Origin of the sequence: Streptomyces sp. NBC_00080 (genome assembly GCF_045041255.1) — a bacterium.
GTDB lineage: Bacteria > Actinomycetota > Actinomycetes > Streptomycetales > Streptomycetaceae > Streptomyces > Streptomyces coriariae.
The window spans coordinates 7,596,443-7,610,630 of the sequence record NZ_CP108235.1 but is presented as its reverse complement, the minus strand read 5'-3'; the positions used below and the strand labels follow the sequence as shown (position 1 = coordinate 7,610,630).

General features: G+C 72.1%; 13 protein-coding genes. 5 read left to right on the top strand and 8 right to left on the bottom strand.

Translation table 11 applies throughout. The features are described from left to right. Positions 1 to 15 precede the first annotated feature (15 nt). On the top strand, positions 16 to 723 hold the full coding sequence (locus OHU34_RS33950; protein WP_142269453.1) for a gamma-glutamyl-gamma-aminobutyrate hydrolase family protein: 708 nt from the start codon (positions 16 to 18) through the stop codon (positions 721 to 723). Positions 724 to 810: 87 nt separating this feature from the next. On the opposite strand, the gene OHU34_RS33945 is transcribed toward OHU34_RS33950, so the two are convergent. Then, positions 811 to 1,740 (bottom strand): LysR family transcriptional regulator, encoded by a 930-nt coding sequence (locus OHU34_RS33945; RefSeq protein ID WP_020132303.1) that lies wholly within the window; start codon positions 1,738 to 1,740, stop codon positions 811 to 813. Positions 1,741 to 1,810: 70 nt separating this feature from the next. Between OHU34_RS33945 and OHU34_RS33940 the strand changes: the two genes are divergently transcribed. Beyond that, on the top strand, positions 1,811 to 2,977 hold the full coding sequence (locus OHU34_RS33940) for a TDT family transporter (RefSeq protein WP_230196407.1): 1,167 nt from the start codon (positions 1,811 to 1,813) through the stop codon (positions 2,975 to 2,977). Here OHU34_RS33940 and OHU34_RS33935 read toward each other — a convergent pair. From OHU34_RS33935 to OHU34_RS33920, 4 genes are all read right to left on the bottom strand, one after another. Next, positions 2,889 to 3,608, bottom strand: coding sequence for a helical backbone metal receptor (locus OHU34_RS33935; RefSeq protein WP_142269456.1), 720 nt, complete (start codon positions 3,606 to 3,608; stop codon positions 2,889 to 2,891). The two genes, OHU34_RS33940 and OHU34_RS33935, sit on opposite strands and share 89 nt — an antisense overlap. Continuing rightward, on the bottom strand, positions 3,608 to 4,198 hold the full coding sequence (locus OHU34_RS33930) for a helix-turn-helix domain-containing protein (protein WP_142269457.1): 591 nt from the start codon (positions 4,196 to 4,198) through the stop codon (positions 3,608 to 3,610). The genes OHU34_RS33935 and OHU34_RS33930 overlap by 1 nt, the downstream gene beginning before the upstream one ends. A 476-nt stretch (positions 4,199 to 4,674) precedes the next feature. After that, positions 4,675 to 6,489: an ABC transporter permease/substrate binding protein gene (locus tag OHU34_RS33925; protein ID WP_405769940.1), complete on the bottom strand. Its 1,815-nt coding sequence runs from the start codon at positions 6,487 to 6,489 to the stop codon at positions 4,675 to 4,677. Then, positions 6,482 to 7,567, bottom strand: a complete 1,086-nt coding sequence (locus OHU34_RS33920; RefSeq protein ID WP_142269459.1) for a glycine betaine/L-proline ABC transporter ATP-binding protein — start codon at positions 7,565 to 7,567, stop codon at positions 6,482 to 6,484. The genes OHU34_RS33925 and OHU34_RS33920 overlap by 8 nt, the downstream gene beginning before the upstream one ends. A 207-nt stretch (positions 7,568 to 7,774) precedes the next feature. On the opposite strand from OHU34_RS33920, the gene OHU34_RS33915 reads away from it, so the two are divergent. Then, the gene (locus OHU34_RS33915; RefSeq protein WP_230196412.1) at positions 7,775 to 8,713 is read left to right on the top strand and encodes a 5'-3' exonuclease; all 939 of its coding nucleotides are present in this window, start codon (positions 7,775 to 7,777) and stop codon (positions 8,711 to 8,713) included. A gap of 162 nt (positions 8,714 to 8,875) precedes the next feature. After that, complete coding sequence (locus OHU34_RS33910; RefSeq protein ID WP_142269460.1) at positions 8,876 to 9,721, top strand: siderophore-interacting protein; 846 nt, start codon at positions 8,876 to 8,878, stop codon at positions 9,719 to 9,721. Between the two features lie 70 nt (positions 9,722 to 9,791). Here OHU34_RS33910 and OHU34_RS33905 read toward each other — a convergent pair whose 3' ends face one another. From OHU34_RS33905 to OHU34_RS33895, 3 genes are all read right to left on the bottom strand, one after another. Further along, positions 9,792 to 10,568: an ABC transporter permease gene (locus OHU34_RS33905; protein WP_142269461.1), complete on the bottom strand. Its 777-nt coding sequence runs from the start codon at positions 10,566 to 10,568 to the stop codon at positions 9,792 to 9,794. Further along, entirely contained in the window at positions 10,565 to 11,590 is a 1,026-nt protein-coding gene (locus tag OHU34_RS33900; protein ID WP_142269462.1) for an ATP-binding cassette domain-containing protein, read from the bottom strand. Before OHU34_RS33900 ends, OHU34_RS33905 begins: the two co-directional genes overlap by 4 nt. Before the next feature lie 165 nt (positions 11,591 to 11,755). Next, the gene (locus OHU34_RS33895; RefSeq protein WP_230196402.1) at positions 11,756 to 12,379 is read right to left on the bottom strand and encodes a PadR family transcriptional regulator; all 624 of its coding nucleotides are present in this window, start codon (positions 12,377 to 12,379) and stop codon (positions 11,756 to 11,758) included. A 238-nt stretch (positions 12,380 to 12,617) separates the two neighbouring features. On the opposite strand from OHU34_RS33895, the gene OHU34_RS33890 reads away from it, so the two are divergent. After that, positions 12,618 to 14,174: an amino acid permease gene (locus tag OHU34_RS33890; RefSeq protein ID WP_405769935.1), complete on the top strand. Its 1,557-nt coding sequence runs from the start codon at positions 12,618 to 12,620 to the stop codon at positions 14,172 to 14,174. The last annotated feature ends 14 nt before the right edge of the window (positions 14,175 to 14,188 follow it).

Below are 14,188 nucleotides of genomic sequence, written 5' to 3'. Positions count from 1 at the left end.
GGAGCGGGAGGGCACATGACGGACGGTTCACGGCCGCTGATCGGCGTCAGCACGTATCTGGAGTCCGCGGCGCGCTGGGGCGTGTGGGCGCTGGACGCCGCGCTGCTGCCCGTCGGGTACCCGCGGCTGGTGCAGCGGGCCGGCGGACTGGCCGCGATGCTCCCGCCGGACGCTCCCGAGCACGCGGCGTCGACGGTGGCCCGCCTCGACGGCCTGGTGATCGCGGGCGGCCCCGATGTCGAACCGGTCCGCTACGGCGCCGAGCCGGACCCCCGCACCGGGCCGCCTGCGCGGGAGCGGGACGCCTGGGAGCTGGCCCTGATCGAGGCGGCGCTGGCGGCGGACCTCCCGCTGCTCGGCATCTGCCGGGGCATGCAGCTGCTGAACGTCGCGCTCGGCGGCACCCTGACCCAGCACATCGAAGGACACGCCGAGGTCGTCGGCGCCTTCGGCCGCCACCCGGTCAAGCCGGTCCCCGGCACGCGGTACGCCGCGGCCGTCGAGGAGGAGACCTCCGTACCGGCCTACCACCACCAGGCCGTGGACCGTCTCGGCACGGACCTGATCCCGTCGGCGTACGCGACGGACGGCACCGTGGAGGCCATCGAACTACCGTCCGCGACCTGGGTACTGGGCGTCCAGTGGCACCCGGAGATGGCCGAGGACGTACGGGTCATGCACGCCTTGGTGACGGCGGCGCAACCCAGCCCGTCCGGCGTTTGAGGACGAGGCCCCTTCGGGGCCGAAGGGGGGTCTGGGGGCACCGCCCCCAGGGTCGGGAAGGGGCGGCGGGGGCGGGGGCGGGAGAACCTATCCCCGCGTCAACGACAGCAGCTCCCGCGCCGGCCCCGCGGGCCGATGCCCCGTGGGCCACACCGCCCGCAGGTCGCGCGCCAGCGCAACCCCCTCCACCGGCACCTTCACCAGCCGCCGCAGCCCCAGCTCCTCCCCGACCGCCAGTTCGCTCAGCACCGCCGGCCCCGCCCCACTGACCGCCGCCGCCTTGACCGCGGTCGTCGAGGAGAGCTCGATCAAGGGCCGGGCCAGGCCACCCAGCGCCGTGTCGAGCACCTGCCGGGTCCCCGAGCCCTTCTCGCGCAGGATCAGCGGCGTCGAGGCCAGCTCGGCCGCGGGCAGCGGCCGCCGCCTGCGGGCCCACGGGTGGGCGGGCGCGACCACGACGATCAGATGGTCGTGGGCGATCACGGCCGAGTCCAGGCCGGGCGGCACCGTGAGTCCCTCCACGAAACCGAGGTCCGCCTCCCCGGAGAGCAGCCGCTCGGCGACGGCCGCCGAGTTGCCCGCGAGCAGCGACACCGCCGTGTCCGGCCGCCCGGCGCGCAGCGCGAGCAGCCAGCCGGGCAACAGGTACTCGGCGATCGTCATGCTCGCCGCCACCCGCAGCCGCGAGTCCCGGCGGACCCGCAGCGCCTGCGCCCCCGCGTCGAACGCCCGCGCCGCCTCGACGACCCGCCCCGCCCAGTCCGTCACCAGCGCGCCGGTGTCCGTGAGCCGGGAGCCGCGCGGCGAGCGGTCCACGAGGGCCACGCCCAGCTGGCGTTCCATGGACCGGATCCGGCTGCTCGCGGCCGGCTGTGTGATGCCCAGCTCCCGCGCGGCCGCGCCCAGGCTGCCAAGCCGTGCCACCGCCAGCAGCAACTCCAGCGCGCCCAGGTCCGGGACACGGTGCGCGATCGAACCCGTTCCGCCGTCCGCGGGCTGTTCCTCGACACTCCCCATAAGCCCAGCTTATGTCCCCATAGAGTCGTACTCCCTGGTCGCGGGAGGGCGGCCGGGCGACCGTGGAGGCATGGTCACCGCCGCCCAGCCTCTGTACGCCCTCCCCCGTGTGCCCGCCGGCGCCGTCCGTCACCTCGGACCGAACTGGTACGCCACGGTCATGGGGACCGCGATCCTCGCCACGGCGGGAGCCGCGCTCCCCGTCCGCCCGCCGGGGCTGCGGCCGCTCCTCACCACCTGCTGGGCCCTCGCCCTCGTCCTGCTGCTGGCCCTGCTCGGCGCCCGCGCCCTGCACTGGCGCCATCACCGCGACCAGGCCCGCGCCCATCTGCTGGATCCGGCGACGGCGCCGTTCTACGGCTGCCTGGCGATGGCGCTGCTGGCCGTCGGGGGCGGCGCCCTCACCGTCGGCCGGGACTGGATCGGCGTCCGGGCCGCGGTCGCCCTCGACGCCGTGCTGTTCACCGTCGGGACGGCCGTCGCGCTCACGGCCGCCGTCGCCGTCCCGTACCTGATGGCCGTACGCCATCGGGTGCGGGCGTGCCAGGCCACGCCCGTGTGGCTGCTGCCGCTCGTCGCGCCCATGGTGTCCGCCGCGCTCGGGCCGCTGCTGGTGCCGTACCTGCCGGCCGGGCAGCCGCGGCAGACACTGCTCCTGGCGTGCTTCGCGCTGTTCGGACTCAGTCTGCTCGCCACGCTCGTCATGCTGCCGGTGGTGTTCGCACGGCTGGTGACCGGCGGGCCGCTGCCTCTCGTCCTCACCCCGACCCTGTTCCTCGTCCTGGGCCCGCTCGGGCAGTCCACCACCGCCGTCGGAAAGTTCGCGGAGGCCGCTCCGGGGGTCCTGCCCGGCCCGGACAGCCGTGGTCTCGCCGTGCTCGCCGTGCTGTACGGGGTGCCCGTCATGGGGTTCGCGCTGCTCTGGCTGTGTCTGGCCACCGCGCACGTGGTGCGGGCCCGCCGACACGGGATGGGTTTCGCGATGACCTGGTGGGCCTTCACCTTCCCGGTCGGCACCTGTGTGACCGGAGCGGCGGCGCTGGCCCGGCACACCGGGCTGGTCGCCTACGACGTGCTCGCCTGCGCGCTGTACGTCGTCCTCGTCGCCGCGTGGGCCGTCGCCGCCACGCACACCGTCCGCGGGCTGCTCAGCGGTGAGCTGCTCGCAGCGCCTCGCCCAGCACCTTCGGCGCCTCGGCGAGCGACGGGCCGTACCACGTCAGGTGCCGTCCGCTGAGCAGCGCGCAGGGCAGACCGGGGAAGGCCTCCGGGCCGTCGTCCGCGGTGAAGCGGTACGGCTCGTCGGGCAGCACGACCAGGTCCGGTGCGGCGGCGAGCAGCTCCTCGACCGGGATCCGCGGATAGCGTTCGGCGTGCCCGGCGTAGAGCTGGTCGACGCCCAGGCGGGCCAGCACGTCCCCGGCGAAGGTGTCGCGGCCCAGCACCATCCACGGGCGGCGCCAGATCGGCACGACGGCCGTCCTGCGGCCGGTGGGCGGCAGCGGCGCCGCCCATGCCTCCTCCGCCTCGTCGAGCCACCCCGGCCGCGAGGGCGCCCCGCACGCCCGGAGCACCCGCGCCAGCTCACCGAAGGCCTGCGGGAGGTCGCGGATCCCGGTCACCAGGACTTCGAGACCGGCCGCGCGCAGCTCGGCCAGGTCCGGTTCCCGGTTCTCCTCCTCGTTGGCGATCACCAGGTCGGGGGCGAGGGCGACGATCCGGTCGACCCGGGGGTTCTTGGTTCCGCCGATCCGGACGACGTCCAGGTCCGCCGGGTGAGTGCACCAGTCGGTGGCGCCGACCAGGGCGCCGGGCACGGAGGAAGCCACCGCCTCCGTGAGCGACGGCACCAGCGAGACGATCCGCACTACGGCTTCCGGCCCCGGTCCCGGTCCCGTACCGCCTCGATGTGCTCCGCCACGGCGACGACGACCACCCGGGTGTCCGGCACGGTCGCCCGCCAGCGGTGACGGACCCCGCCGGTGAGGTACAGGGTGTCGCCGCGGCCGAGGCGGTAGGCGCGGCCCTCCGCCTCGATCTCCACGGCGCCGTCGGCCACGTACATCAGCTGGTCGTTGCGGTACTGGAACTCGCGGCCCGCGTCATGGTCGCCGGTGAACTCCGAGGCGTGCATCTGGTGGTGACCGCGCACCAGGGAACGGGAGCGCGGCTCCGGCTCGGGCCCCGGACCCGGCTCGGTCACCTCGGCGCGCACGACGTCCACGCTGCACGCGGGGTCGGCGGCGGCGAGGAGCTCGACGGCCGTGGTGCGCAGGGCGTCGGCGACCTTCTCCAGGGAGCTGGTGCTGGGCCGCGCGCGCTCGTTCTCGATCTGGCTGAGGAACGGGACCGACAGGCCGCTGCGCTCGGCCACGACGGCGAGGGTGAGCTCCAGGGACCGGCGTCGGCGCCGCACGGCCGCGCCCACCCGCAGTGGCTGTTCTTTGTGGTCGCCCATCGCTCCGGCTCCCTCCTTAGCTCGTCGCTGCCATGACGTCCTCTACGCCCTCTGAGGAGTTGTCTGCACCCTACGCATGTTCGGCAAACCGTTTCATGCGCCCGTCACATCGAGGACACCCGGCGTAACACCGGACCTCACAGTTCGCGCCAGCCGATCGGACCCCGGACACGCCGGGCACGGACCCGCTCACCGCTTGTCCGGTTCAATGCGCGAACGGCCGCGCATGTTCCCGCTCGTCCCCGGCGTCGCGGAGGCCTCGGCTCGGGGATGGGCGTAGCTCTCCGTACTTGGCCGGATTCTTGCTGTGGCGGGGCGACGGGCGGACGGGGCCGGACCAGCGCCGCGGCGGGGCGGGAGCGAGAGCCGGAGCGGCGGGGAACGTGCGGGAACGACACGAGGGGCGGGCCCCGACGCGGGCCCGGAGGCCGTACGTCGGTGCCCGCCCCTCGTCAGGCGGTCGCGGTGCTGTCAGGTCACCGGGCCGCCCGGCTTTCCTGCCCCGAATCGGCGACCGGTACCCACTTCTCGACCAGGCCTGGATTCTCCTTCAGCCAGGTCCGGACCGCGTCCTGCTCCTTGCCCTTGCCGGCCTTCTGGATCCGCGCCTCCAGACCGGTGAGCTGGGCCTCGGTCATGCGGAAGTTCTTCAGCCACTTGCCGACCTCGGGGTTGTCGGCGGCGAAGCCCTTGCGGGCGACCGTGTGCACGCCGTCTCCATTGCCCCAGGCGCCCCGGGGGTCGTCGAGCTTCTTCAGGTCGTAGTCGCTGTACGCCCAGTGCGGCGACCACAGGGTGACGACGATCGGCTTCCTGGCGGCGTAGGCGCGCTTGAGTTCGGCGAGCATCGCCGGGGTGGAGCCGTCGACGACGGTGTAGGCGCCGTCGAGGCCGTACTGCCCCAGGACCTTGTCCTTGAGCAGGCCCATCATCCCGGCGCTGGGCTCGATGCCGGTGATCTTGCCGTCGAACTCGGCGGCATGGCTCTTCAGGTCCGCCAGGGAACCGACGTCCTTCACGTACGAGGGGACGGCGAGCTCCAGGGAGGTGGGGCCGTACCAGGAGCCCAGATCGTCGAGCTGTCCGCCGTACTTCTTCCAGTACTCGTTGTGGGTGGTGGGCAGCCAGGCGTCGGTCTGGAAGTCGATCTGCCCGGTGGCGACGCCGGTGTACAGGGGGCCCGCGGCGTACTGGGTGGTGGTGACGTCGAAGCCGCGTTCCTCCAGGAGTTCCTTCCAGAGGTACGTGGAGGCGATGCCCTCGTCCCACGGGATGTAGCCGATCTTGACCTCCTTGCCCTTGCCGATGTCCGAGGCGGAGGCCTCGGCGGTACCGGAGGAGGGGCCGAAGACGTTCATGCCGCCGGCGACCAGGGCGAGCACGACCACGCCGACCACGGCCACGGCCGGGCGCGGACGGTACGTCCACACCGTGCCCCGGGCCTTGGCGGCTGCGCGGCGGCCGAGCGGGGAGATCCGGGTGCCGAGGGCGCCGGTCATCCGGTCCAGGTAGATGGCGAGGACCACGATGCCGAGGCCCGCCTCGAAGCCGAGGCCGATGTCGAGCCGGCCGATGGCCTCGTTGACGGCGCCACCGAGGCCGCCGGTGCCGACCATGCCGGCGATGACGACCATCGACAGGCCCAGCATGATGACCTGGTTGATGCCCGCCATGATCGTCGGCAGGGCGAGCGGCAGCTGTACGCGCAGCAGGGTGTCGCGGGGAGTCGTGCCGAACGCCTCGGCGGCCTCGACGAGTTCGGAGTCGACCTGGCGGATGCCGAGCTCGGTCATCCGGACGCCCGGGGCGAGCGCGAAGATCAGGGTGGCGATGACGCCCGCGGGGACGCCCATGCCGAAGAACAGGATGGCCGGGATCAGCAGCACCATCGACGGCATCGTCTGGAGCAGGTCCAGAACGGGGCGGAGGGTGGCGCTGACGGCCTTGGAGCGGGCGGCCCAGATGCCCAGCGGGAGGGAGATCACCAGGGCGATCACCGTGGCCACGAGCACCAGGGAGAGCGTCGACATCGCCTCGTCCCACAGGGCGAGGGAGTCGATGAGGGCGAACCCGGCGAAGGCCAGGACACCGGCGACGAGGCCGCGCAGCCACCAGGCGAGCACCGCGAGGATGCCGGCGAGGAGGAGCGGTTCGGGGGCGGTGAGGACGGTGTCGAGACCGTCGTACATGCCCTCGACGACCGTTTTGATCGTGTCGAAGAGCCAGGACATGTGGGTGACGAGCCAGTCGACGCCGGAGTCGACCCAGTCGCCGAGGTGCAGCCTAGGCATGGGCCGTCACCTTCTTCCCGCCGTCGCGCGGACTGTCGCAGGCCGTCGCCCGGCCCTGTTCGTCGCCGAGGAAGCGGACGAGGCGCCGGCCCGACACGGCGCCGACGAGTTTGCGCTTGCCGTCGAGGACGGCGACCGGATGGTCCAGGCGGGCGCTGAGCGCGCACAGCGCGGTGAACGGGGTGTCGGGGGTGGCGGTCTCGCAGCCGCAGTCCGCCTCGTCGCCGCGCACGGCGGTGTCCATGACGGCGGAGGCGGTCAGCACGCGGGAGCGGTCGACGTCCTGGATGAAGGAGGCGACGTAATCGTTCCCGGGGCGGAGCAGGATGTCCTCCGCCGTGCCCGTCTGCACGATCCGGCCGTCGCGCATGACGGCGATCCGGTCGCCCAGACGCATGGCCTCGTTGAGGTCGTGGGTGATGAAGACGATGGTCTTCTTCAGCGTCTGCTGGAGCGTGAGGAGCTGATCCTGCATGTCGCGGCGGATCAGCGGGTCCAGCGCGCTGAAGGACTCGTCCATCAGGAGCAGGTCGGCGTCGGTGGCCAGGGCGCGGGCCAGGCCGACGCGCTGCTGCATGCCGCCGGACAGCTCGTCCGGCCAGGACCTCTCCCAGCCGGCCAGACCGCAGAGCCGCAGCGCCTCGGCGGCGCGCTCCTCGCGTTCGCGGCGGGGGACGCCCTGGACGGCGAGGCCGTAGGCGGCGTTGTCGAGGACGCTGCGGTGCGGGAAGAGCGCGAAGTGCTGGAAGACCATGCTGATCTTCTTCGCCCGGACCTCGCGCAGTTCGCGGTCGGCGAGGGCGGTGAGGTCCTGGCCGTCGAAGAGGACGCGTCCGGCGGTCGGCTCCAGCAGCCCGTTGAGCATCCGCAGCAGGGTGGACTTGCCCGAGCCGGACAGGCCCATCACGACGAAGATCTCGCCCGGTGCCACCGTGAAGGAGGCGTCGATGACGGCGGCCGTGGTGCCGTCGGCGCGCAGTTCCTCCCGGTCGGCTCCCTCCCGGAGCCGCTCGACTGCCTGCTGCGGTCGTCTGCCGAACACCTTGTGCAGATGCTCGGCCTCAAGCCTGGAGGACACGCGTACCTCTCGTCGGGGACAGGAATCGGAGCAGTCGGCAACAGCAAACAGTTGAAAGCGCAACCGGGCACTGCTCCGAGGCCGTCCCTGCCCTGGTCCGATGGGGGCAAACGTACGAGTGGTTCAGTTCACAGCAGGTTTCACAGGAGGTTCACTCCTGCCACGGGAGTGAATACGCACCGGATACCGGGGCGCGCTTGCGGCATGATGCGAGGCGTGACCGGACGACTGATGCTCCTCGACACCGCCTCGCTCTACTTCCGCGCCTACTTCGGCGTCCCGGACTCCGTGAAGGCGCCGGACGGCACTCCGGTGAACGCCGTGCGCGGACTGCTGGACTTCATCGACCGGCTGGTGAAGGACCACCGGCCGGACGAGCTGGTCGCCTGCATGGACGCCGACTGGCGCCCCCAGTGGCGGGTCGACCTCATCCCCTCCTACAAGGCGCACCGCGTCGCCGAGGAGCGCGAGACGGGGCCGGACGAGGAGGAGGTGCCGGACACGCTCTCGCCGCAGGTGCCGATCATCGAGGCGGTCCTGGACGCGCTCGGCATCGCTCGGGTGGGCGTCGCCGGCTACGAGGCGGACGACGTGATCGGCACGTTCACCGGGCGGGCGAAGGGCCCGGTCGACATCGTCACCGGCGACCGCGACCTCTACCAGCTGGTGGACGACGCCCGCGGGGTACGCGTGCTGTATCCGCTGAAGGGCGTCGGCACGCTCCAGCTCACGGACGAGGCGTGGCTGCGCGAGAAGTACGGCGTCGACGGGAGCGGCTACGCGGATCTGGCGCTGCTGCGCGGCGACCCGAGCGACGGCCTGCCCGGCGTGCCGGGCATCGGGGAGAAGACCGCGGCCAAGCTGCTGGCCGAGTTCGGCGATCTGGCCGGGATCGTGGCGGCGATCGACGACCGCACGGCGAAGCTGACGCCGTCGCAGCGGCTGCGACTGGACGAGGCCCGGCCGTATCTCGCCGTCGCGCCGACGGTGGTCAAGGTCGCCGGCGACGTGCCCCTGCCGGACGTGGACACCGCGTTGCCGCGCGCACCGCGGGACGGAGCGACACTGGAGGCACTGGCGCAGCGCTGGGGACTCGGCGGGTCGCTCCAGCGGCTGCTGACGACCCTGGGTACACCGCCCGCGTAACCATTGCTCTCGCCTCGGGGAATGACAACGGCGCAGGCGGGGAGTCATCCTCGGCATGAGATCCGGGAGAGAGGTGAGCCGACCTCTCGAACGGGGAGGGCATCACCGGGGGGAGAGATGCTAACTTAGGTAAACCTAACCATATCCACATGGGAGGCCGTCATGGCAGAACGTCCGGCACGGAAGCCGCGGACGCCCCGATCCGCGCAGGTCGTCCGCACCGAACGGCTCACCCCCCATATGCAGCGCGTCGTCCTCGGCGGCGAGGGCCTGGCCGGCTTCACCGCCGACACCTGCACCGACCACTACGTCAAACTGCTCTTCGGCCCCGAGGGCGTGACCTACCCCGAGCCCTTCGACCTGGATCGCATCCGCGCCGAGTTCCCCCGTGAGCACTGGCCGGTGACCCGCACCTACACCGTGCGCAACTGGGACGCCGAACTCCGCGAGCTGACCCTGGACTTCGTGGTCCACGGCGACGAGGGCCTGGCCGGGCCGTGGGCGGCGCGCGTCCAGCCGGGCGAGACCGTCCGCTTCATGGGCCCCGGTGGCGCGTACGCGCCCGACACCACCGCCGACTGGCATCTGCTGGCGGGCGACGAGAGCGCCCTGCCGGCCATCGCGGCCGCCCTGGAGTCGCTGCCCGCCGGCAGCGTCGCCCACGCCTTCATCGAGGTGTCGGGCCCCGCGGAGGAGCAGAAGGTCGACTCCGACGTGGAGATCGTCTGGCTGCACCGCGGCGACCGGCCGGTCGGCGAGCGGCTCGTCGAGGCCGTACGGGCTCTGGAGTTCCCCGAGGGCCGCCTGCACGCGTTCGTGCACGGCGAGGCCGCCTGCGTGAAGGAGCTGCGCAAACTCCTGCGCGTCGAGCTCCAGATCCCGCGCGAGGACCTGTCGATCTCCGGCTACTGGCGGCTCGGCCACAACGAGGACGGCTGGCAGGCCTCGAAGCGGGACTGGAACGCGCGTGTGGAGGCGGAGCAGGAGGGCGCGGCACCGGCCGCCTGACCTGACGGAAGCGGCCCGCAATCGTGACGCGGGCCGCCTGCGACCCCTCGGGGGCCGCACCCGCCCGCGCCTACACCGACCGCTGGTACGACCGGAACGTCCCGATCGAGAGCCACACGGCCGCCGTCGCGAGCGCGAGGAGCGCCCCGCCGCGCAGGAGCACCGCGCCCCAGTCGGGGTCGGCGGACAGGGCCGACCGGCCGGCGACCATCGCCCAGTCCAACGGGTTGAAACGGGCCACCTGCCGTATCCAGCCGGGCATCCGGTCCGGTGCCATGAACGCGCTGGAGAGGAAGGTCAGCGGCAGCAGCAGGAACGTGTTGACGCCGATGATCGACTCCCGCTCCCGCACCAGCATGCCCAGGGCGTTGGACAGCGCCCCGAAGACCGTGCCCAGCAACACCGAGGCGAGGACCAGGACGACGACGCCCACGAACCCGCCCGGGTACTGCGCACCGCCCGCCAGTCCCAGCAGCACGATGACGGCCGACTGCAGGGCGGTGACGATGCCGTTGTGGACGACATTGCCGTTCATCAGCGCGGCCCGGCTGGCGGGGGTGGTCAGAAAACGGTTGAGGGTGCCGCGCTGGATCTCCTCCAACGTGCCCATGCCCGCCCACAGGTTGGAGGCGAGCGCGCTCATCACGACCACGCCGGGCACCAGGTAGTCGAGGTAGGAGGCCGTACCGAAGCCGCCCAGCACCACGACGTTCTCGAAGAGGCTGCCGAAGAGGAACAGCCAGATCACCGGCTGGATCAGGGTGATCACGGCGTACGCGGGCTGGCGGGCGAACACCATCAGCTGGCGTTGCGTCATGTACCAGGTCTGGACGATCGCGGTGCTCATCGCGCACCCCCGGCGAGGACGAGGGCGTCGGCGCCGGTCCCGCTCTCGGCCTCGGCCTCGGCGTAACGACGCCCCGCATACCGCAGGTAGACGTCGTCGAGGGAGGGGCGGGCGACGGTCGCGGTGGCGACGGCCGCCCCGGCCCGCTCCAGGGCGCCGAGCAGCGCGGGCACCGCCGCCGCTCCGTCCTCGGCGCGGACACTGATCCGTGGCCCGTCGAACACCACCTCGTGGACGCCGGGCAGCCCGCCCAGGACGCCTTCCAGCAGCACACGGCCGCTCTCGCCCAGCGCGGTGCGCAGCTCCACATGCACCGCGTCGCCGCGGAGTTCGCCCTTGAGGGAGTCGGGAGTGCCGGTGACGACGATCCGCCCGCGGTCGACGATGGCGACGCGCTCGGCGAGCCGGTCGGCCTCCTCCAGGTAGTGCGTGGTGAGCAGGATGGTCAGCCCCTCCTCGCCGGCCAGCCGGCCGATCTCGTCCCACATCGCGGTGCGGGCCTCCGGGTCCAGGCCGGTGGTGGGCTCGTCGAGGAAGAGCACCTCGGGCCGGTGCACCAGACCGAGGGCGACGTCGAGTCGGCGCCGCATGCCGCCGGAGTAGCCCTTGACCGGGCGCCGGGCGGCCTCGGAGAGCGCGAAACGCTCGAGCAGCTCGTCGACGCGCCGGTCGAGGGCGGCGCCCCGCAGGCCGTAGAGCCTGCCCTGGAGGCGGAGGTTGTCGCGGCCGGTGGCGACCGGGTCGGCGCCGGAGTTCTGCGCGACCACGCCGATCGCGCGGCGCACCCGGTCCGGGTGGCGCAGCACGTCGTGACCGGCGACGGTGGCCGACCCGGAGTCGGGGCGGGCGAGGGTGGTGAGGATCTTGACGGCGGTGGACTTGCCGGCGCCGTTGGGGCCGAGCAGCCCGAAGACGGTACCGGGCTCGACGGTGATCTCGAGGCCGTTCAGGGCGGTGACGCCACCGGGGTAGGTCTTGACGAGTCGACGCGCCTCGACCGCGGGCGCGCGGGTGTTGCTCATGACGGTGCTCCTTCGTGAGCGGACAGGACTACTGATCCGCGTGAAGAGCGCCGGGCTATCCTGGGTGTGCCGCACCTCGATGGCCCGGAGCCGCTTCACGGCGGATTCCGTTCGGGGTTGGGGACCCCGGCGGAGCTGCTCCAACAGCCCTGCCGGGGTCGTTTCTCAAGAGGTGAATTCCGTCGGCAGCTCCCCCGTCTCGTGGAAACGCCGCCAGTCCTCGACGCCGGGCAGTGAGCCCTTCCTGATCTCCTCGAGGAATCCGCCGACCCACTCGGCCTGCGCCTCGACCATGTGCAGCTGGTACTCGACCTCGACGAGGAAGAGCCTCGGCAGCGTCTCGTAGAGCTTCTCCAGGACGCCCCGGCCGCCGGCCACCTGGACCTCCAGCGAACTCAGCCGGGTCTCCAGCAGGCGGACCACCTCGTCGGGAGGCAGTGCCGCCATCAGCGAGAGCGCCGTCTCGAAGATCGGGTACTCCTTGGCGGGGATGGCGATCAGATCGGACAGCCACTCGGCCATCTCCTCACGCCCGGCCTCGGTGAGCCCGTAGACCGTGCGCTCGGGGCGGTTGCCCTGGCGTTCCACACCGGTCACCTCGACGAAGCCGTACTTCTCGAGGTTCTGCACGACGGTGTAGAGCGAGCCGTAGTTCGTCTTCGTACTGGTGTCCTTGCCCTGGCTGCGCAGGGTCTGGGCGATCTCGTACGGATGCATCGGCTTCTGCCAGAGCGTCGTCATCACGGCGAGCGCCAACGGATTGCTGAGCTTGCGGCGCTTCCTCGTCACGACGACCACCTCGCTTCTCGACGAAAAGTTCGCCACCGAATATCCGTAGCCGAACATATCGCGAGTATCCGCACGTTCGCAAGAGACGCGATGTAACGCGATCGAGTGAGGTGTGCGAGGACGTGAGGACTTGGGCCCGCCCCGGACACGGCGGCGTGACGCGCACGAAACAGCGCGTCCCTAATTTCTGTCGCCCGACAGGAATTACGTTCCCTCTGGGCCCAAGGCAGGTTCCGCCGTGACGACAACAGCCCCTTCCGACGTACGCCCCGACCCGCCGCACTCCCCCGACGCGGGCGACGGCTCCCTCGCCGAGTTCGGCTACCGCCAGGAGCTGCACCGCAGCCTGGGCCGGTATGCCTCGTTCGCCGCCGGGTTCTCCTTCATCTCCGTGCTGACGACCGTCTTCCAGTTCTTCGCCTTCGGGTACGCCTTCGGCGGCCCGGTCTTCTTCTGGGCCTGGCCGGTCGTGCTGGTCGGCCAGTTGCTGGTCGCCGCGTGCTTCGCGGAACTGGCGGCGCGCTACCCGATCTCGGGCGCGATCTACCAGTGGTCCTCGCGGCTGTCGACTCCGTCGTTCGGCTGGTTCGCCGGCTGGATCATGGTGATCGGGCAGATCGTCGTGGTCGCCGCGGCCGCGCTGGCGCTCCAGATGGTGCTGCCGGCGATCTGGTCGGGCTTCCAGCTGATCGGCACCGACCCGGCGCCCACCTCGCCCGACGGCGCGGCCAACGCGGCGCTGCTCGGCGTGCTCCTGCTGGCGCTCACCACCTTCGTGAACGTCGTCGACAACCGCGTGATGTCCGTGATCAACCGGGTCGGCGTGACCGCCGAGATCATCGGCGCGGTACTCATCGTCGTGCTGCTGCTCACCCACTCCGAGCGCACTCCGAGCATCACCTTCCACACCGAAGGGGCCGCGCAGAACGGCCTGTTCGGGGCGCTGCTCGTCGGCTCGTTCACGGCCGCGTACGTGATGATCGGATTCGACAGCGCGGGCGAGATGAGCGAGGAGACACACCACCCGCGGCGCACCGCGCCCCGCACGATCCTCACCGCGCTCGGCGCGGCCGGCCTGCTCGGCGGGCTGATCGTGCTGGGTGGACTGCTCGCCGCCCCCAGCCTCACCGACGGACGGCTCGGGGTCGACGGCCTCAGCTACGTCCTCACCAGCAGCCTCGGCGACGGGGTCGGCAAGGTGCTGCTGGCGGACGTGGTGGTCTCGATCGCGGTGGCGACGCTCGCCATTCAGACGGCGGCCTGCCGGATGCTGTTCTCCATGGCCCGCGACGGACAGCTCCCGTTCTCCGGCCGCCTCGCGCGCGTGAACCCCCGTACCGGCATGCCGAGCGCCCCGGCGCTGGTGGTCGGCGTCCTCGCGGCGGCCCTGCTGCTGCTCAACTTCGCCTCACCGGACGCCTTCCTGGCCATCGGCACGACCTGCATCGTGATGCTCTACCTGGCGTACGCGATGGTCACCGGCCCGCTGCTGGTGCGCCGGCTGCGCGGACAGTTCTCCTCGGCCGGCACGGACGAGACGGGCGGCCACCTGTTCTCCCTAGGCCGCTGGGGCGTCCCGGTGAACGCCCTCGCGCTCCTCTACGGCCTGCTGATGACGGTCAACCTGGCCTGGCCGCGCGCGGCGGTGTACGACCCGGCGGGCGGCCACTGGTACTTCCAGTGGTTCACCGTGCTGTTCCTCGGCGCGACACTCGCGGCCGGTGTGGCGTTCCGGACCTACCGCGGCCGATCACCGGCACCGGCCGCCGCGGCACCGGAGACGGCGGCCGCGTAGCCCCGACGGCCACG